Below are 19940 nucleotides of genomic sequence, written 5' to 3'. Positions count from 1 at the left end.
AGGTGGCACACTTGGAGACGGCGACGACCTCGCCGAACGATCCATCCGGCTCCGCCGATTCTACTTCGGGTGCGATCAAGCGCAGGCTGCTGCTTGCCGTGTTGTTTATGCTCGTGTTCGCCGTCGAATTCGCTTTGGGATTTCATTATGCCTATACGCTGGATTACACGCATTCCGACGCGATGAGCCGGGTAGCCAACGCCTTTTATGTGCTATACAGCCGCGACCCGCATCTGGCGGCGATCGGGTTCGTCTGGAACCCGCTGCCGAGCCTCGTGAACATGTTGTTTTTGCTGCTGTACCCGATCTTCCCGGAAGTGGCTTCCCACGGCTTGGCCGGCGTCCTGATGAGCTCGCTGTTCGCGGCGGGCACGGCGGTGCTGCTCGCTTCCGAAGGGCTTCGCTATCGGCTCGGGGCGGCGACCAGCGTGCTGCTGGCCTTGCTCTACTGCCTGAATCCGTTTGTGCTTTTATTCGGCTCCAACGGGCTCAGCGACGCCCCGTTCCATTTCTTTACGATGTGGACGGTCATCTCGTTCGCCCGCTGGCTAAATGACGAGAAACCGTTCGGCATGGTTGCGGCAAGCTTTACGCTGTCGCTGGCGTTCTGGACGCGCTATGAGGCGGTTCCCTTCGGCGCGGCGCTATTCGCCGCTGTCCTGATCGCCACCATGCTGAGGCATCGGCGATCCGCCTTGAAGCCGATCGAGCAGCGCCGGTGGAAATACCAGTGGATACGCGGGGAAGGCACGCTCGTGCTGCTGATGGCGCCGGTCGTCTACTCGGGGCTGCTGTGGATTTGGTGGAACTACTTGCTCATGGGCAACCCGCTTTATTTCTTGAACTCGGAGTACTCGAACGTGGCTCAGGCAGGCATTCTGATGGAAAACGAGGAATATGTCCGCATTCTGGGCAATCCGTGGCTCGCGTTTGTTACGGCTGCGCAGAAGACGGCCTATTATGCCATCCCTTTGGGCGTGGTTGTCCTGATCCGCCTCTTTTCCGGCCGATTGTTCCGATGGGATCTGCTCATCTTGATCCTGATGTTCGTCTCCATCCCGGCGCTGCAATACGTCATGCTGCTGAAGGGGACGACGTTCGCCTGGTTCCGCTATTTCATGTACGGCTTCCCGATTACGGTAGCTTGGCTACCGTATGAGCTAAGCCAGATCAAATGGCGGGCCGCGGGCAGGATTCTTGTGTTCGCCGGCTTGCTGGGCAGTGCGGTTCTGCTCACCTATGCGATGACCAATCCCAAAATCGCGCCCGACGAGCATACGTACATTACACTTGGCAGCCATTACGAGGATATGAAGCTGGAGAAGTCGATAGCCGATTATTTGAATGCGGAGCTTCCGGATGCCGTGGTCATGATGGACTCTTATTCAGCCTACCGGATTATTGTCAAGTCCCGCAATCCGCAAAGATACGTAATTACAAGCGACCGCATATTCCGGGATGCAATGAGCAATCCGGCGAATTATGGCGTCGAGTATATTCTGATCCCTCGGCCGTCATCCGAATCGATAGGAAGCGCGATTATCGTCACGTATCCGAATTTGTACGCGAACGGCGCCGACTGGGCTGAACTGTACAAGGAATTCGGGAATAACGCTTGGCGGCTGTACAAAGTAACGGGGCTAACCGGCTACGGGCGGCAGGGAGAAGCAGGGAAGGAGTGAAAGCGCATGACGAACGAGCGAAATGGCCCGGAGCTGTCTATCGTAATTCCGGCCTACAACGAAGAGAAGCAGCTGTCGCATACGCTGGAAATCGTCGCGTTGCACGCCGAACTCGCCTCCTCCCGCTACGAAATCGTCGTGGTGGACGACGGCTCCTCCGACAATACATGGGATGTTCTGCAGCAGTGTTCCAAACGGATCAGGGGAGTCCGCGGGCTGCGGCTCAGCCGCAATTTCGGCAAGGAAACGGCGCTGTGCGCGGGACTCGAGGATGCGCTCGGGTCAGCGGTAATCGTCATGGACGCGGACCTGCAGCATCCCCCCGAGCTGATCGAGACGATGGTGCGCATGTGGAGGTCGGACGGCGGCATCGACATCGTCGAAGGGGTCAAGCGGGTGCGGGGAAACGAGCCCGTCGTCAAGCGGATCGGGGCCAAAACGTTTTACGGCGCGCTGACCCGTCTTACCGGTCATCGGTTCGAGGGCGCCTCGGATTACAAGCTGCTGGACCGCAAAGTGGTGGATGCTTGGAAACGGCTTCCGGAGCGGACGACGTTTTTCCGGGGGATGATCGTTTGGCTCGGCTTCCATACGGCCAAAGTAGAATTCGACGTACCTCCCCGCTCGGGGGGACAGACTCGATGGGGGTTTCTCGCGCTTGCGCGGCTGGCGCTTAATGCGATCATCGCATATTCGGCCGTGCCGCTGCGGTTGATCGGAGTCGTCGGTCTGCTGTTCATGGTCGGGGCGTTCGGACTGGGCGTGCAGACGCTTGTACGGAAATGGACGGGGGGAGCGGTGACCGGCTTTACGACGGTCATTCTGCTTCTGCTCGTAATCGGCAGCGCCGTCATGATCTCGCTCTCCACGATCGGCGAGTATGTCGCGGCGATATATAACGAAGTAAAGGGCAGGCCGCGGTATTTGATCCGCGAACGTGCCGGACAGGAAACGGAGGGGAACGGGTTTGCGCTTACTGGCGGCCGGCATGCATAGTAAGTTGCTGAAATATGGGATCGTCGGCATGTTCGGCGCTTTTCTCCATTTCATCGCCTTGATCCTGCTTGTCGAGGCGGCGGGAGCCGCTCCCGTGCCGGCTTCGATCGCGGGCTTCATCTTGACCGTCATCGTCCAGTACGGCTTGAATCGGAAATGGACCTTTCGCTCGAACGCACGCAGACTGACCGAATTTCTACGGTACGCGGCCGTCTCGGTGTCCGGGCTGGCGTTGAACGCGCTCGTCATGTACATCTGCACCGATTGGTTAACTATGCATTACGTGGTCGGGCAGACGCTCGCAATGACCGTCATTCCGTTGTCGAATTATTGGCTGAACCGGGTTTGGACGTTTCGCCTTCGCGGCACGGCATAGGTTACGGCGCCCCGCTTCGAAACGAAATCGCGCATGCAATGTCCGCTTAGGCAGAACGGGGCCGAGTTTCCGTTACGGAAACTCGGCCCCGTTCTTTGCGCTCCCAAGCTTATTCCAGCTCCCGGTTCCACAGCCGTCGCATCTCCTCACTGTCCGCCAGCAGCTCCTTCAGCGTGCCTTCGGCTTCGAGCCGTCCGTCCTTCAGCACGAGGATGCGGTCGGCATAGGCGAGCGCGGCTTTACGGTGCGAGACGACGAGACAGGTGGCCGAGCGGCGTTCGAACAGCCGCTCCCACAGCTTGCGCTCCGTCTCGACGTCGAGCGCGCTGGACAAGTCGTCGAAGACGAGCAGCTCGGCGTCGCGGGCGAACATGCGCGCCGCCGCCGTCCGCTGCGCCTGTCCGCCGGACAGCTTGACGCCGCGCGGACCGATGACGGTGTCGAGTCCGGACGGGAGCCCGGCGATATCGGGCTCGAGCACCGCGGCGCGGATCGCAGCGTCCAGCGCAGCCGGATCGTCGGCCGCGCCGAGCAGGATGTTGCGCTTCAGTGTGTCGCTGTACAGCCGCGGCACCTGCGGGGTGTAGGCGCTGCGCGGCGGCACGAAGAAGCTGCCGGAATCTTCGACGGTGCGGCCGTTCCAGCGGACAATGCCGCCGTCCTTCGGCAGCAGTCCGAGCAGCGTGCGCACGAGTGTGGTCTTGCCGGAGCCGATGCGCCCGGTGACGACCGTGAACGAGTGGCGGGGCAGCCGCAAGTCGATGCCGTCGATGCCTCTGCCCGTCTCCGGGTAGCGGTAGGTGAGGCCCGAGACTTCCAGAACGTCGAGCCGGTCCTCCGCCGTCTTGACCGGAACGGCCGGTTCTGCGAGCGGTCCGCGAAGATAGAGCGGATTCGGTTCGACGAGCACCGCCGGCGGCGCATTTTGCAGCAAGCTTTCCATCCGCTGCTTGGCCACTTCGGTTTGCTTGAAGTAAGTCAGAAATTTGCCGAAGTTCTGGATGAACTGCGTGACGAACGTCAAGTAGTAGACGAACAGCGCGAAGTCGCCTACGGTGAAGCTGCCTCCCCGCATCGCCTGAGCGCCGAGCAGCAGAATGAGGCCGGTGCCGAGGTTGACGGTGTTGGAGAACACCGAATCGAGCGTCTGGTTCAGCAGCTTGTCTTTCAGCATGGCGCTGCGTCGCTGGTCGTTCAACGTCCTGAACCGGTCGATGACGCGCGCTTCGGCGCCCGCCACTTGGATCGCCTGCACCGCTCCGAACATTTCGCTGATCGCTTCGGTCACTTGTCCGGTCGCTTCCCGGCTCGCCGCGCGGTACTTTTGCAGCCGCGCCGTCGAGATCTGCGCCAGCGTCACGACGATCACGAGCGGCACGAAGACGAGCAGCGTAAGCTGCGTGTCGATGCGCATCAGAATGGCAAACGATACGATGGCGAAGACGGTCATGCCGAACGCGTCCACCGACCAGCTGATCGCTTCCTCCGTCTGCTCGACGTCGTCCCGGAAGTTGCTGATCGCTTCTCCGGGCGAGACCGGAATCGCCTTCGCCCCCGGCTCCTTCAGAATGTGATGCAGCATATTGCGGCGCAGCAGCCCGCCGATGCGCATCCGGAACTGGACGTCGGTGAAGAACCCGAAGATGATGAGGACGGCGCGGACGGCCGTGGATGCGAGCAGAAGCGCGATGATCGTCCATATGCCGAGCTTGGCCGCCGCGGAATCGGTCAAGGCGTCGAAGAACGCTTTGGTCACGAGCCCGGGCAGCACCGGTGCGAGATAGATGAGCGTCCACATCGCCGCATTGGCCGTATACCAGAGCGGGCGATAACGGATCAATCTCCATAACAGTTGAAAGGTCGTCATACGAGCACCTCCTCCATGCCGACCGCAAGCATCCGGCTGAAGCGGGAATCCGGGTCGTCCGCGAGCGCCTTGCGGCTGCCGAATTCGGCGATTTTCCCGTTCTCGAGAATCAGGATGCAATCCGACCGCTCTACGGTAGCGAGCCGGTGGGCGATAATGATGCAGGTTCTTCCGCGCAGCAGCTTCGTCACGGCGGCTTCGAGCCGCTGCTCGGTGGCCGGATCGAGACGGGACGACGCTTCGTCGAGGATGACGAGGCCGGGATCGGTCAAGAAGACGCGCGCGAAGGCGAGCAGCTGGGCTTCTCCGGCGGACAGGCCTCTTCCGCCCGACTCCAGCTTCGAGTCGAGGCCGCTCGGCAAAGAGCGGAACCAGCTTTCCAGCCCGAGCTCTTCGAGCACCCGAACGATGTGCTCGTCAGAAACGTCGGGATCGTAGAAGGTCAAATTGTCGCGAACGGTCCCCTGGAATATTTCGATATTTTGCGTCACCATGCCGACGCGTCTGCGCAAGTCATGCAGCTTGGCGTCCCGTATCGGTACATCGCCGAGCCGGATGGCCCCCTCCTGCGGATCGTAGAAGCGGAGCAGGAGCCGGGCTAGCGTCGTCTTGCCGCTGCCGGTACGGCCCAGCAGACCGAGCACTTGCCCCGGCTCCAGACGGAAGTCGATGCCGTCCAGCGTCGCATTGCCGCTCTCGTAGGCAAAGGTCACGTCATCGAACGATACGGGAAGCGGTCCTGCCGGAATCGGGGTGCCGGCACCGTCGCGTATCGCGGGCTCCGTATCGAGCAATTGCCGGATACGGACGATACTGGCGTCCGCCTTTTGCAAATCTTCCATTTGCGTACGGATTTTCTCGATCGGTTTGGCCATCAGCTCGGTATAGTAGAAAATCATATACACCGTCCCGATGGAGATCGCGCCCTGGTGCCACAAATAAGCGCTCAGCGCGAAGGCGATCGCGTTGCCGATCGCGAAGACGACGAGCGTCGTAATCCACATCGCCGCCCAGCCGAAAAACGCGCGGATCCGGACCGGCAGCCACGCCCTCAAGTGCGAGTAAAATTTGTGCATGACGAAGCTGCTGGCGCCATTGGCCCTGGTGTCTTCGGTCCCTTCCAAATGCTCGCTCAGGAAGCCGTAGAAGTCGGCGCTGATTTGCCGCAGCTTGCCCCAATGGGGGATGGCGAATTTGCGAATGTACTGGATCGCGTAAACGGCGACAACGGCGAAGACGGACATGCCCGCCCCGATTATCCAGCCTTCGCGGAACAACAGGACGAGTATGCCGACGACAAGAAGCAGGTTGCTTACGAGCGTGATGACGAAATTCGAGAAGAAGTTGGCGAGCGCGTTAATGTCTCCGTCCACCCGCTCGATAATCGAGCCGGTCGTATGCGATTTGTGGAAGTTCATGTCGAGGCGGAGGCAATGCTCCGCAACGTCTCCCCGCAGTCTGTTGGTGGCGATCCAGCCGACGTTCTCGCTGATATAGGTCGCAACGACGGTTACGATCTGCTGCAGCAGAGACACCCCGATGAACAAGGCCGCGGCGATCCACAGCGCCCGGCTCGTATCGGCGCCTTGGGCCGAATCGATAAAATAGCGGATCAGCTGCGGATTGACGAGCTGCATCGCAAGTCCCGCGACGAGCAGAACGGCAAGCCCTATTATGGATGGCCGCTGCGAACGCAAATAATGCCGCAGCAGGCCGACGTACTGGCGCAAAGGTATTTTGAATGCGGTCATGTAAGAGTAGGAGTCCCCTTTCTTTACGATCCGGCCTTGAACTATGATAGTACTGTAGAAGATTCGGTCGGGGGAGTCAACCGCTTTTTCGAGTTTAACGGTTTTTTCGTTTCGCTTCGGCGGGCCGGGCGTTTTTTGTTAAAAATGTGAAAGGGCTGTGTCAAATACGGCAGGTAAATGGTAATGAATGTCGAAATAACACGGTAGGACAACATTCATAGACTATCCAACGAAAAACGGAGATTGCAGATGGAGCTGCTTCAAAGTTTATACGATACGCAATTGGTGGCGCTGTCTTTCGTGATCGCCGTGCTCTTTACAGCAAGTTTACTTATCGCCGCATCCATGATCGATAAGCGGCTCGCATCGAATCGGGCATCGCCTGGGGCGGCCGCCCGGAACTTCCGATCGCTGTTCGACTATAACTCCGATGCCGTGTTTTCGCTTGACGCGAAAGGGAACGTCGTAGGGGTCAATCCCGCCGTCTCCGTCATTACGGGCCGGCCGCCCGAGGTTTACTTGAACCGTCCGTTCGCCGAAGCCGCCCAGATCGGCAAGCAGCGGGCGATGTCCTTGCTGGAGCGGACGCTTGAAGGGCATCCGCAAAAGTTCGATGTCGCCTTCGACCGGCCGGATGGGGGGGCGGTGGAGCTGGCGTTCCATCTCGTGCCGATATCGGAAGGCAATCGCGTCATCGGAGCCTACTGCTTGGCCCGCGATATGACGGAGAGCAAGCAGGCGGAACGCCGCATGCATCATCTGGCTTATTACGACGAGCTGACGGGGCTGCCTAACCGCAGAAGCTTTATGGATACTCTTGAAGCGCGGTTGACGGCGCGGACGGAGCCGGACGGCGTGCTTGCTTTATTTTGTCTCAACCTGGACCGGTTCAAATCGTTCTCACACCTCGTAGGCAACTCGGTCGGGGATCAGCTGCTGCAGTCGTTCGCGGACAGCTTCAGCTATTCCGTGGGCGGCATCGGCAAAGACGCTACGGTATCCCGCCTCGGCGGCGACGATTTTGCCTGTCTGATAAGGCTGCGGAGCGAAGAGGAAGCGCGGGCCGTCGCGAAGCGGCTTATCCGGCTGGACCGGCCCTTTGCGGTCGAAGACAGGGAGTTTCATTTGTCGGCAAGCGTCGGTTACGCGCTGTATCCGCTGCATGACGGGGACGCCGAGGCGCTGCTCAAGAAAGCGCAGACGGCGCTCGACCATGCGAAGAAGCGCGGAGGCAACCACGAGCAAGTATACGATGCCGCCATGGAAGCGGCCATTCATGTCAAGCTGGAAATCGAGAACGGACTGCGCAAAGCGATCGAGCGCGGGGAATTGACAGTGCATTACCAGCCGCAAGTCGATCTGGAGAACGGAGGTCTGATCGGGGCGGAGGCGCTCGTCAGATGGATGCATCCCGAGAAAGGGCTGATCTCGCCCGGGCTGTTTATTCCGATCGCGGAGGAAACCGGTCTGATCAAGCCGATCGGGGAATGGGTGCTGCGGGAAGCGTGCCGTCAGGCCAAATCGTGGCAGGATGCGGGGTTTCCGCCAATTACCGTTTCGGTCAACCTGTCCAATCGGCAATTCGAGGAGCAGCAATTGCCGGAGACGGTCGGCGCCATTTTGTCGGAATACGGGCTCGAGCCGGGCAGTCTGGAGCTGGAAATTACGGAAAGCATGGCGATGGACGTCATGCGGACGATTCCGGCGCTGACGAATTTGAAGGGGCTCGGCATTCAGATCAGCATCGATGATTTCGGCACCGGATACAGCTCGCTCAGCTACTTGAAGCGGTTCCCGATCGACAAAATCAAAATCGACAAGTCGTTCGTCCGCGACTTGGCCGATCCGGACAACAACGATACCGCGATCGTATCGGCGATCGTTGCCGTCGCCCATCATATGAAGCTGAAGGTTATCGCCGAGGGCGTCGAGACGGAGGATCAGCTCGAATATTTGCGCAGGCAGAAATGCGATTTGCTTCAAGGCTATTATTTCAGCCCGCCGATTCCGCCGGTCGAATTCGAACGGTTCATGCAAAGCTTCTTCAGCCGCTCTGCCCTCGCGTAGAGCGGCTTGTCGTTTGCGATTGTTGCTTCGGCCGGGTTTCTGCTACAATGGACCGTGATGCGGGTTTCTAGAAGACGAAGGAAGGTGGGGCGGACATGGAGTTCATTCGGATTACGAGTATAGATGATGCTTATTTCCGGCAAATGCACGATCTGATGGGGCGGGTGTTTCCGCCCGAGGAGGTGCTTGCTTACGACCTGTGGGCGGAGCCGCTCAAGGACGAAGGCTTGCGCGTAATGGTCGCCGTGCATGAGGGCGTTGTCGTCGGGGCGACGGAGTATCGGTATTATCCCGAGATGGGAGTGGCGATGACCGATTTTACGATCATCGGCCGGGAAGGGCTCGGCGTCGGCCGTTTCCTTGCGGAGGAAAGGCAGAACGATTTGTTCCGATGGGTGGAGCAAAGCGGCGGCAGGCTGACCGGGATGTTCGCGGAAATATACAATCCGTATCTCGTGGAAGAGCACGCTTTCGGCGGCATCAAGCCGATGGACCCGTTCGTACGGAGGGAAGTGCTGTCCCATCTCGGCTACAGAAGGTTGGACTTCCCATACGTCCATCCTTCGTGGGAGCTGAACGGGGAAGCGGTGAGCGGGCTGGACCTGTGCTTCCTGGCATACGATCGGTCGATTCGGGAGCTGCCTGCCACGCTGGTCGCGCAATTTCTGCAAACGTATTATGCCATCCAAGAGCGGAAGCCGGAATCGTGGTACGAGATGATCCGTCGTCTCGAGTCGGTCGGGACGCTGCAGCTGCTGCCGATCTAATCCGGCAGGCCGGAATTACAGTTATCCGAAAGCGGGGGATTACCTTGTTCGGGGATAGATGGAAAGGTTTCACGACGGTTCAAGACGGCGGGATCGATTTTTTGCGTCAGGATTATATCGAACGTGCTTGCGGCGCGATCCGGCTGCCGGACGAGATCGCCGAGTCGATCGTTCAGGGAGCTGCGGCCATTCGTCAGGACGGCGCCTTGTCGGAATCGGCGCGGCGGTTTCATAAGGAGCTGTTCATCGACAAAGCCGATCCTGGCGAAGTGAACAAAAGGCTGCTGGCCGCGGGACCGCAATCGGGCATGATGGCCGCCGTCGTATACTTGGGGGCGCTCCCGTCAATGAGCGCCTATTACGACTCCAAGCGCATACCGGAGCGCGTGCTGGTCGCTACGCTCGAAGACATGGCGATCTGGATGCGCCACTATCGCCAGCAGAATGGGGAGTGGGGCCTCGGTCAGGTCGGCTGGCTGATCCGACATTTCTCCGGCAAACTGTTCCGGCTCGGGCGGCTGCAATTCGCATTTATCCCTTATAACAAGCCGTTCAAAGCGTTTCGGCATCGGGCATCCGGCCGGGTCGCCGCTTTGAGCGAATCCGGTATCCGCTATCGGGCCGACGGCCAAACGGACGGAACGAACGGCGTATTCGATAGCGAGGGAGGCTGGATTTCCGCTCTCGACTTCGATGGAACGGCCTATACCGGTCATCCGGTTACCGGGAAGGAAGCCGTCGCGAGGACTCGGGTGCGGCTTCGGGCGGACGAGTGGGAGCTTGTTCTGGAAAAAGGCGACACCGTGTTGGACGTGCATATTCCCGAAGGCGGCAAAATGACGCATGAGCTTTGCCGCGACTCCTACGGGCAGGCGGTCGCGTTCGCGGCGGACCATTTCCCGGAAACGCCGTTCAAAGGGTTCGTATGCTCCTCTTGGCTGCTCGCGCCGCAATTTCCGCTGCTGCTTCCGGCAGACGCCAACATCGTACGGTTCCAGCGCGATTATTACGTGACCCCGGTCAAGTCGGACGAGGATCAGACGTTGGAGCGCGTGTTCGGCTTCGGCACGAAGCTCGCCGATTTGCCTCATGTTCCGAGGGACACTTCGCTTCAGCGCATCGTCTACGATCATTTGGCGTCGGGAGGCTGCATACACGGGGCCGCCGGATTTTTGTTGAAGGACGATTGGAGCAAAGGGACGACGATAGCGCCTGAAGCGGATATCGGCACATAACGAACAGCGGTTTGGCGCATCCTATGGTGAGCATTTGCAAAACAAGCATACCTTAGGAGGTAGTCATCCATGTCGAACAAATATAACAACAACAAGCACGACGCCGCTCCGGAAGACAATCAGACGCCTGATACGAATGAGCACGGCGAGTTGAGGAGCGGTCGTCTCAGCATGATCAAGAACAGCAATCCCACCAAGGAAGGCCGCGAGAACGAGTACTTGACCGGCGTAATGGACAGCCGGGACGCGGACTGAAGCTGCTCAGTGCCGATCGGCGAAAGAGGCATCCGCAACAACGAACCGCTGGAGCGATACGCTGCCGGCGGTTTTTTGCGTTTTCCGGGATTGCTCAGTCGAGTCGATAGCGGGAAGTACTAGTACCGGCGGCCGCACCTCCTATATCGGTGGGAATGCCGCGATCCGTATAGGAGCGTTTTCCTAATCGGGAATAAATGGAAATGGGAGGGAAAGGTGATATTTTTTTCGGCGGAAACCGCTCATAATGAAAGCAGGATCAACAAGAGGGGAACCCGGAAAACGTTCAGTACGGGAGTGAACATTCTTGAGTTCCATGATCGGGCATGCAAGGACAACGTTGTTGGAGCGGGTTCAACAGTTTGCTTACGATGACGGCAGCTATCCGTTTCTGCGGAGGATGAGCCGCCATCACCGGCACACGTACGATCATTCGATCAGGGTGGCCTGCTATTCGCTTAAGCTGTGCGAGGCGATGGATTATACCGCGGCCGAGCGGGAGATCGTTCTGCGGTCGTCCTTGCTTCACGATATCGGCAAGCTTTCGGTGCCGGTCTGCTTGCTGGACAAGTCTGAAGCTCTGTCGTCCACGGAATGGGATTTGATCAAGGAACACTGCCGCGAAGGCGATGCCTTGCTTCGCGATTGGGGAGTTTCCGGCTATGTGGACTGCGACATGATATTGTATCATCACGAGAACGTGGACGGCAGCGGGTACGACGGAATACCGGAGGCGAGGCTGTCGTTGTCGGTCAAGCTGCTGCGCGTCGTCGACAGCTACGATGCGATGACGGTCAGCCGGAGCTACAACAAGAGGAGAACGCATGAGGAAGCGTTCGACGAGCTGTACCGGTGCAGCGGCCGCTATTACGATCCGTATGTCGTGGATGCGTTTTACCGGGTGATGTGTAGCAAATGCTGTTGAACTATTTGCAATAGGAAGAAGAAATCCCGACCTCCGGTCGGGATTTTTTTTGCCAACTCCTATTTGTCCCCGCGGTCAACATGCTTGCGCGGAGAGCCGTAGCCGCTCTGCTCGTTTTTGTCGGCCAAATTGAGGTGGTCGTGCTCCGTTTCCCCGGTCGTGCTGTCCACATTGTAGCGGACCAACTTCCAGGCGGTCGTGCCGAGCTGGGGATCGGCAGGGAAAACGTCGCCCTTGCTCATAAATTCCTCGCGGCCCCATTCGTTCGAGTAGACGCCTTCGACTTCGACGGGCTCGCCGGACAACGGCTCCATACGATCGTGTTCGCTCATCGCAAGTATCCTCCTTGGGAGTACGTGTTTTGCGGGAAAGACATCCCGTCGCTTTGCAACGTTACTATGCCCTTTTTTGGTCAAATTATGTCAGGTTTGCTATTTTGGGGGTGTTACAGACGAGAAAAAGACAAGGCAGGTGCAAAAAATGGCTTGAAAATCGGCCGCTTTTGTCTTGCGAAAGCGTTTCCATTTTTCGTAAAATACGGAAGAAGACTTGGCATGTATAAGGAGGATACAGGATGGAGAATATGACCGCGCAAGCAAAGTATGCGGTGGCGGCGGAGCCCTGCCGCAATTTCAACATTTTGGGCTTAACCTCGCTTATCGATCCGTTGGACGGGCGCGAGAAGCTGGTATTGTCGAACTTTGCCGCCGGCTCTGTCGGCAATATCATTCTTATCGATGCGTTGACGCTGGATGGGGAGACGATCCCGCTGCCCGGCGATTCCGGAGCTTGGGCGATTTTGCCGCTCGGCGATAAGCTGATCGTCGGCACCTGCCCCGATTACGGGTATTTGCACTGCCTCGACCTGCGCAAGCGCGAATGGGCGAAGCCGCTGCGGATCGACTCGGAGAAGTACATCTGGAACTTCGCTCTCGGCTCCGACGGCATGGTCTACGGCGGAACTTATCCCGGCTGCGCGCTGCTGCGATATGATCCCGTCAAGCATGAGCTCGTACGGGCAGGCCGCGTATCCGATAATACGAAGAACATGTACAGCCGTCACGTATACGGGAACTCGCCGGGAAAAATCCTGGTCGGCGGAGGGATGGATACGCCATTCTTGAAAGTGTGGAACATCGGGACGGAAACGTTCGACGATTTCGGTTCACCCGGGGAAACAATCAAACAAATCAACGATGTCTTTCTATGTACGGAGCACGGGGGGCAACTCCGTTTCTACGATACGAAAACGCTTGAGCCGGCGGACGATATGCTGGCCGGCAAGTGGAGCGGCATGCTGGAGAGCAAGGAGATGGAAGCGGGCGGCGGGCGCCTGCGTGTCCGGTTCATCTCCTTGGAAGACGGCTCCAAGGCGGGCGTAAAGGGACAAGACTATTTCATTCAACGGCCGGACGAGAGCGAGCCGACCTTCCGGCCCATCCCTGTATTGGCGCCGCCAACGCGCATTCATACGGTCACTACCGACAAGGACGGCGTTCTCTGGGGCTCAAGCGGATTCGGGCAAACGATATTCCGCTACGATCCCCGGGACGGCTCTTATTGGAACTCGGGAGCGGTATGCAATGCAGGCGGCGAAGTATACGGGATGGCGTTCGTAGGTGACGAATTGTTCATGGCGGCTTACGCGGGCGGCGACCATATCGTATACCGTCCTTCCGATCCGTGGGACCAATTCGGCAATGTCAATCCGCGAACGCTTCGTTCCGTCGGCCCCGAGTTAATCCGTCCGCATGGAAAGACGGTCGTCGGTCCCGACGGCGGAATATGGACCGGCTGGATGGCGAAGTACGGCGTATACGGCGGCGGATTGTCGCGCATCGATGCGGTTACGAAAGAAGTGACTTCCTGGTACGATCCGGTGCCGGGTCAGGAGATCGGTGGTCTTACGGCAGACGGCGAGCGGCTGTATTTCACTACGGGTACGGGCGGCAACGGATTGAAGGCGCGTGACGAGCCGACTCATTTCGGCGTATGGGAGCCGGAGGGACGGCTGTCTTATGTGCACCGGTTCGAACCGGGTGAAAGAGGGGGCGTCCTTCTGGCCGCGGCATCCTATGTATGGGTGCGGGTCGGCAACGACATTGCCGTGTTCGATCCGAAGAAGCTTGCCTTCGTGAACCGGATTCCGCTCGGCGAAGGGTGCGGCTGCATCATTGCCGACGGCCCGGGCCGGATCGCGGTGTTCGGCCAGAAGACGCTGTTTGCGATCGATACGGAGCGGATGACGGCCGAGCCGCTCGGAGCGCTTCCGGGGCACGTTTCGACGGCGGCGCGGACGCCGGATGGAACGCTGTATTTCAATTGCTATGGTACGAAGCTGTATAAGTGGAACGGATGATCGTCCAGTAAAAAATAAGGACCTCCCTTGTAAGGGAAAGGTCCTTATTGCTGTTTTTACGGGCCGTCCGGCTATTTCCGCTTCTCCTCGATCTTTTTATTGGCGCTTTCTTCCGCATCGCGAAACGCCGTGTTCAAGTCTTTCGTCCCTTTGTAGTAATTGGGCAGCAGCTCCGTATAAATGACGGTCTTGACGATGTCGTCGTACTTCGTCGTCTTGAACGGCTTGCCGACTTTGTCTTTAAAGAACGCGTCCAGATTTTTCCCCTCGACGCCTTCCAGGTCTTTCCCATACTGCTTGGCGGTGGCATCGCTGTTGATGATCGGCACGAGCCCTCTTCTCGATTTGAGCGTCTGCGCCTCCTCGGACAGCATGTAGGCGATGACCTGGAACGTTTCATCCATATTTTTGCCTTTCGGCGGCATCGCGTAGAACGGGGAGATCATCTGCGTTCCCCCGCTTGGATTTCCGCTGAAGGAAGGGAGAGCCGCTACGTCCCAATCGAGGCCGGTTTTGGCCGCTTCCGGCAAATTGGCGAGTATGTTAGGGCCTGAATACATCGCTACGTCCTGGGCTTTCTCGAAGGAACCTCCGACCTCGTTGCCCGGTATAAAGAAGAAGCCGCCCATCGTTTCGAGCCACCGTTTCCAGCCCGGGCCGTTGATGACCGTTTTGAACGATCCCGAATCGACGAGCGGCTGCATCAGCTGGTTTTTCCACGTCAAATTTTGCAGCTGGAACTGAAAGCCTTTGTACTTCACCGCTCCGTCCTGGCGGGTCAATTTTTTGGCCAGCTCGTAAATGTCTTCCCACGTCATGCCGTCTTTCGGATAGGGCACCCCGAACTTATTGAAAATGTTTTTGTTGTAATACAGGACGTTGCTGCTTAACGTGTACGGCATGAACAAAATTTCGCCGCTGTCGGAGTAGGCTTGGACGGACTCCAGCACGTTCGGGAGAAAACGGGTCATATCGACATTTTGTTTTTTGATATAAGGCGTCAGATCCGACAGCAGGTTCACATCCCGGAAATCCCACAGCGAGCCGATCGTAAACGAAATGAGGTCGGGAACGTTGCCGGCGGCGGCCAAATGCTCGGGCTTCATGTCGGCGCTGTAAAATACGGGATTGACCGTAATATGCGGAAATTTCTTCTGAATGATCGAAGCTTCAAATTCCATCATCGGCTTGCTTAGATTCGTATAGTAATTCAGGGTGAACGGCTTAGGGGGCTGATTGAGCGGCTCCGCCGACTTTCCGGGCGAATCTCCGCTTTTGCCGCAGGCCGAGGAGAGCGAGAGAATAAGAACGGCAGTTACGAGTGTAATCGGTTTTTTCAAACGCAACACTCCCTTATGATCGATTGGAAATCTCCAATACTTGGCCATCTTGAATCAGTCTTTGCCGGAGCTTCTCGTACGGCACGTCCTGAACCGCCGTTCCCCCCTCCAGGGCGATCGCCGCCGCCGTTGCCGCCGACTGGCCGAGAATCATGAAGACGGGCTCCATCCGAATCGAGCCGTAGGCAATATGGGAAGAGGAAAGGCATACCGGAACGAGCAGATTGACGCATTGTTCTCCCTTCGGGACGATCGAGCGGTAGGAGATCCGATAAGGGCCGGGTACGGGAATTTCCACGTTGCCTTCATTTACGCAAAGCCCTTCGAGCACAAGCCGTCTACAGTTATGGGAATCCATCGTATAGGAAGCCATTCCGATGGAATCTTCCTCGATCCGCAGATGCCTGCAATGCTTCTCGTTCATCACGACTTCGGAGACCATGCGCCGGCCTTCCCGCACGTACAGCTGATGGGGCCAGTTGGCCGTACCCGTAAATTCGTCCGCGGCGAGTCCCCATTGCCGCCTCTCCTCGCGCAGCGCGAGCGGGACGCTTTCGTCGTTGGCGAGAAAATAAAGCAGCCCCATATTGTAAGTCACATGGCTTTGAAAAATGCGTTCCCGCGTCTTATAGTCGCCCTCCGGCCATTCGTGGTTCGCTCCGATGTGGTCGGTGCTGACGGCGCCGAAATTGTTCGTGTCCGTCTTGCCGTTCGGCAAGTTCGGCTTTTTCGACCGGAAGTCCCATACGCCGGCGCGGATGTAGCGGGCCAGCAGGGCGAAGCTTCGCGGATCGTAGCCGGGAGGCTCGGGGATCGGCACCCGGTTCTCCGGTACGTTCGTCAGACAGATGCGGAAGTTATACGCCTGGATAGAGCGATCCCCTTGTCCCTGCGTGCCCGGAGCAACGTCCATAATGCCCGGCAGCAGGCCGCTGTCCGGTTTTCCTTCCACTACATACGGATCGACTGCGGCGTTGAACATATGGTGGTGGGATCCGAACTGAATGCCGTTGCGGGTTTCTCCGTGAGTGGCGTTCGATTCTCTTCCGACGTGATACGATACGCCCGCCCGCGCCATCAGATCGCCCTCGTAGGAGGCGTCGATGAACATCGCGGCGCGAAATACGTTCCCGTTCTCCATCGTGATCTGCGATAGTTTGCCCGACCGTTTCTCGACCGCGGCCAAATGTTGTTCGTAATAGACCGGAATTTCAGCCTTCTCCAGCCATTCCCGGTAAATCCGCTGAGCCGCATGCGGCTCGAAATACCAGACCGCACCGTCCGCTTCAGACGTACCGTAATACGTCCCAAGCTCCCGGAAAAACTCCTTGGCGATCCCCCCGATCGCGCCTTTGTTCCCATGATCGGTGCTGCCCAGGCCGCTGGCTGCGATGCCGCCGAGGTGACGGCCGAATTCGGCGATCACCACGCGCAAGCCCATCCGGCTCGCTTGAACCGCAGCGGCGACTCCCGCCGCCGTACCGCCGTAAATGCACAAGTCGGTCTCCACTACAAGCGGGCTGCCCGTCGGCTCGGCGGGAACGTAATACGAAAGTCGGCTAAAATCGGTCACTGGCTCATCTCCCTTTTCCCCTTTTCGGTCACTCTGATTAAGCGCTTTCACTTCCAGTATAAGGACATCGCGGGTTCGTAAAAATACATAGAATTATTATTATTTATACAGAATTACACGGCAAAGCGTGTCCCTCGCCGTTTTTTGAAAAATACAAATATTGTCTTATAAAACGCATCTATTTGGCGCGCTTTTCATTACGGATGAACCTATAATCAATAACTACAGGTACATTTATCATACCTGTACCAGACGAGCTGTTGGCCGGACACATATTGGCTCAAACGAATGACAGTTTTGAAAGCGTTTTAATTGCGGGAACACGACTGTATCCGTAGAGCCCGTGCCGGGATAAGGAGGGGTGCACACTTATTATTCGAGCTTGCCAATAATACCGAAGCGACCTTGTAGCGACTGTAAACGAACCAAGCTTCTTATGCTGCTGCCTGACCGATGGATTTGTAGTGCGAAGACGACGAAGAGGGGTGTCATTTATGCTGAAAAAAACGGCATTGATTGGGCTGGCAGGCATGCTGTCGCTGCTGGCTGCTTGCGGAGGAACCAAGCAGGGGACAGGAGCGGAAGAAGCCGCCCCGCAGCAGCAGGTCAAGAAAGAACCGGTAACATTGTACTTCTACAATGTCGGCTCCAACTTCAACGCGGAAGGTTATTTCGAAGAAAAATTCGGCAAATACATCAAGGAGAAATTCCCTCATGTGACGCCGGTGCTGATCCCGACGACTGCGGGAGCGCTCGATAAGCTGATCGCGTCGAACCAGCAGGTCGACGTCATCTTCGGTTCGGTCGGCTTGTCCTACACTAGCGTCTTCCTGAACAACATGCAGTACGATATCGAGCCGCTCGCCAAAAAGTATAAGACGGACATGACCCGGTTCGAGCCGCAGACGCTCGAGATGATCCGGCAGATGAGCGACGGCAAGCTGTATGCGCTGCCCTTCGACAATCAGGCCGCCGTCATCTACTACAACAAAAACCTGTTCGACAAATTCGGGGTCGCTTACCCGAAGGACGGCATCACGTGGGACGAATTGTACGATCTGTCGGTCAAGCTGACCCGCAATGACGGAGGCACGCAATATTACGGCTTCACCATATCGCCGAACCATTACTTCCTGCGCAATCAAATGTCGCTAAACTTCGTCGATCCGAAGACGCAGCAAGTATCGCTTGCGACGGACAGCGTCAAAAGCTTGATGGGCAATATATCGAGGTTTTTTCAAATTCCCGGATTTAATCCCGACAAGACGAAGATGGGCAGCTTCGTCAAAATGTTCTTCCAGGACCAGGTGTCGGCGATGTGGACGCCGGTAGCCGGCCTGCATGTAGAGAAGGACTTGGCTCCGCTCAACTGGGATATCGTATCATTCCCGACGATGAACGGTGTCGGTCCGCAGCCGTATCCGACCTTCATGTATTTGAACGTAGGCAGCAAGTATAAGGACGACGCTTATCAGGTGATGGATTATTTATCGACCGAAGCGTTTCTGACGGAGAAAGCAAAGGCGGCTACGTTTATTCCTGCTCTCAGCAGCTCGAACATCCCGAAAGTATTCGGCCAGGACGCCCCTCTGTACAAAGGACGCAACCTGAATGCGATTCCGCTCAAAAATATGGCGAAGCCTTCGCCCCAAAGCAAATATTACTCGGCGGCTACGACGCAGCTCGGCACGAACGCTCTGCAGGCCATCCTGTTCGGAGGCAAGGACGTTAACACTGCGCTGCGGGAAGCCGAGGAAGCGGTCAAGAAAACGATCGAGGCGGACAAAAACAAATAAAGAAGTTCGCGGGCTGCCGTGGACCGCATTGAAGAAGCACCGGTATCAAGCCTTGCATGGGCGATGCTGGTGCTTCTTTCGTTATCTTCGCCACTAATACCGGTTTTGCTTGCGGAATTCGGACGGGCTTACGCCCATCGCCTTGCGGAACACCCGGCTGAGGTAGAAGCCGTTTTCATAGCCGCATTTTCCCGCTATGACATCGAGCGTCCACTCCGTTGACAGCAGCAGCCTGCTTGCTTGCTTTACCCGGATCGAGGTTAAGTATTGCAGAGGGTTGACGCTGTAGGCGTTTTTGAATCTTCGGATCAGCTGTACGGGCGTCATTCCGAACCGATTGGCGACATTCCGGATTTCGATCGCTTCATGCGCGTGATTATGGAGGAAGATTTCGACGTTGCGAATGAATTCGTCTTTTTCCAATGATAGATCGGCACCTGGGGATTCCGACGCCTGCTGCGCGATCATCAGCCATAAGTCCGACAAATAGTGCTGCTTCAGCTTTTGATTATCCGAGCTGAAGGACAGCTGCTGGTCCGCCTGCCTTAAACAGCTATAGTTCTCGGACAAGCGCCGGATTTGCGGCAGCCGTATTTTCCGATGCGCCAGAAGGTGCTGAAGCTGCTGCGGATCGCCGTCGGAGAAGGTGAACGTAATGGAATGGAAGCTTAAGGACTCCAGCACGTTTCGATAAAAAGCGACCTGGGGCGGGCACACGACAACATCTCCGAACTCGGCAAATCCGTAATCTTCTCCTATCCGATATTCGAATCTCCCTTCCTCTACCCCAAAAAGGACCCATGTCACATAAGTATCGGTCTCGTACAAAAATTTATCTTTTTTGCTCCAGTACACATGGTAGAAGATTTCGGGCAAGCCTGAGGACATTCACCTTCACCCCGTTCGGTTTTCGTGTAATTTTGGATATGAAAAAGAAATCCTTTGAATTCC

General features: G+C 57.4%; 16 protein-coding genes. 10 read left to right on the top strand and 6 right to left on the bottom strand.

The features are described 5' to 3' along the window. Positions 1–2: 2 nt before the first annotated feature. Genes FE783_RS09470 through FE783_RS09460 form a run of 3 tightly spaced genes read left to right on the top strand, consistent with a single transcriptional unit; the run spans position 3 to position 3054 of the window. On the top strand, positions 3–1682 hold the full coding sequence (locus tag FE783_RS09470; protein WP_338015835.1) for an ArnT family glycosyltransferase: 1680 nt from the start codon (positions 3–5) through the stop codon (positions 1680–1682). 6 nt (positions 1683–1688) lie between these two features. Next, complete coding sequence (locus tag FE783_RS09465) at positions 1689–2678, top strand: glycosyltransferase family 2 protein (protein ID WP_138879091.1); 990 nt, start codon at positions 1689–1691, stop codon at positions 2676–2678. After that, a complete protein-coding gene (locus FE783_RS09460) occupies positions 2671–3054 on the top strand; it encodes a GtrA family protein (RefSeq protein ID WP_138879090.1) in 384 nt (127 codons plus the stop codon). Before FE783_RS09465 ends, FE783_RS09460 begins: the two co-directional genes overlap by 8 nt. 109 nt (positions 3055–3163) lie before the next feature. On the opposite strand, the gene FE783_RS09455 is transcribed toward FE783_RS09460, so the two are convergent. Then, on the bottom strand, positions 3164–4921 hold the full coding sequence (locus FE783_RS09455) for an ABC transporter ATP-binding protein (protein ID WP_138879089.1): 1758 nt from the start codon (positions 4919–4921) through the stop codon (positions 3164–3166). Further along, entirely contained in the window at positions 4918–6672 is a 1755-nt protein-coding gene (locus tag FE783_RS09450; RefSeq protein WP_138879088.1) for an ABC transporter ATP-binding protein, read from the bottom strand. Before FE783_RS09450 ends, FE783_RS09455 begins: the two co-directional genes overlap by 4 nt. A gap of 249 nt (positions 6673–6921) precedes the next feature. On the opposite strand from FE783_RS09450, the gene FE783_RS09445 reads away from it, so the two are divergent. The 5 genes from FE783_RS09445 (at position 6922) to FE783_RS09425 (ending at position 11921) form a co-directional block, all read left to right on the top strand. Beyond that, positions 6922–8739, top strand: a complete 1818-nt coding sequence (locus FE783_RS09445) for a putative bifunctional diguanylate cyclase/phosphodiesterase (protein ID WP_138879087.1) — start codon at positions 6922–6924, stop codon at positions 8737–8739. Positions 8740–8834: 95 nt separating this feature from the next. Next, entirely contained in the window at positions 8835–9506 is a 672-nt protein-coding gene (locus FE783_RS09440; RefSeq protein WP_138879086.1) for a GNAT family N-acetyltransferase, read from the top strand. Beyond that, positions 9446–10741: an acyltransferase domain-containing protein gene (locus FE783_RS09435; protein ID WP_158301695.1), complete on the top strand. Its 1296-nt coding sequence runs from the start codon at positions 9446–9448 to the stop codon at positions 10739–10741. Before FE783_RS09440 ends, FE783_RS09435 begins: the two co-directional genes overlap by 61 nt. Before the next feature lie 69 nt (positions 10742–10810). After that, positions 10811–10996, top strand: coding sequence for a hypothetical protein (locus tag FE783_RS09430; protein WP_138879084.1), 186 nt, complete (start codon positions 10811–10813; stop codon positions 10994–10996). 316 nt (positions 10997–11312) lie between these two features. After that, positions 11313–11921: an HD-GYP domain-containing protein gene (locus FE783_RS09425; protein WP_238402973.1), complete on the top strand. Its 609-nt coding sequence runs from the start codon at positions 11313–11315 to the stop codon at positions 11919–11921. A gap of 59 nt (positions 11922–11980) precedes the next feature. On the opposite strand, the gene FE783_RS09420 is transcribed toward FE783_RS09425, so the two are convergent. Continuing rightward, a complete protein-coding gene (locus FE783_RS09420; RefSeq protein ID WP_138879082.1) occupies positions 11981–12253 on the bottom strand; it encodes a transposase in 273 nt (90 codons plus the stop codon). Positions 12254–12495: 242 nt separating this feature from the next. Here FE783_RS09420 and FE783_RS09415 point away from each other — a divergent pair, with 242 nt between their 5' ends. Next, positions 12496–14280 carry an NHL repeat-containing protein gene (locus FE783_RS09415; protein ID WP_138879081.1) on the top strand — a complete coding sequence of 595 codons (1785 nt, stop codon included), beginning with the start codon at positions 12496–12498 and terminating at the stop codon, positions 14278–14280. Positions 14281–14351: 71 nt separating this feature from the next. Here the strand turns inward: FE783_RS09415 and FE783_RS09410 are convergent, their stop codons facing one another. Together FE783_RS09410 and FE783_RS09405 are read right to left on the bottom strand one after the other, a co-directional pair. After that, the gene (locus FE783_RS09410; RefSeq protein WP_158301694.1) at positions 14352–15620 is read right to left on the bottom strand and encodes an ABC transporter substrate-binding protein; all 1269 of its coding nucleotides are present in this window, start codon (positions 15618–15620) and stop codon (positions 14352–14354) included. Positions 15621–15633: 13 nt separating this feature from the next. Next, complete coding sequence (locus FE783_RS09405; RefSeq protein ID WP_138879079.1) at positions 15634–17193, bottom strand: FAD-dependent oxidoreductase; 1560 nt, start codon at positions 17191–17193, stop codon at positions 15634–15636. A gap of 494 nt (positions 17194–17687) precedes the next feature. Between FE783_RS09405 and FE783_RS09400 the strand changes: the two genes are divergently transcribed. Further along, positions 17688–18989 carry an extracellular solute-binding protein gene (locus FE783_RS09400; protein ID WP_138879078.1) on the top strand — a complete coding sequence of 434 codons (1302 nt, stop codon included), beginning with the start codon at positions 17688–17690 and terminating at the stop codon, positions 18987–18989. 93 nt (positions 18990–19082) lie between these two features. Here the strand turns inward: FE783_RS09400 and FE783_RS09395 are convergent, their stop codons facing one another. Further along, complete coding sequence (locus tag FE783_RS09395; RefSeq protein ID WP_138879077.1) at positions 19083–19877, bottom strand: helix-turn-helix domain-containing protein; 795 nt, start codon at positions 19875–19877, stop codon at positions 19083–19085. Between the last annotated feature and the right edge of the window lie 63 nt (positions 19878–19940).

The sequence above is a fragment of the Paenibacillus mesophilus genome (assembly GCF_005938385.1).
Taxonomy (GTDB): domain Bacteria; phylum Bacillota; class Bacilli; order Paenibacillales; family NBRC-103111; genus Paenibacillus_AB; species Paenibacillus_AB mesophilus.
Note: the sequence above shows the minus strand (reverse complement) of the source record. Positions and strands in the feature narration are given on the sequence as shown.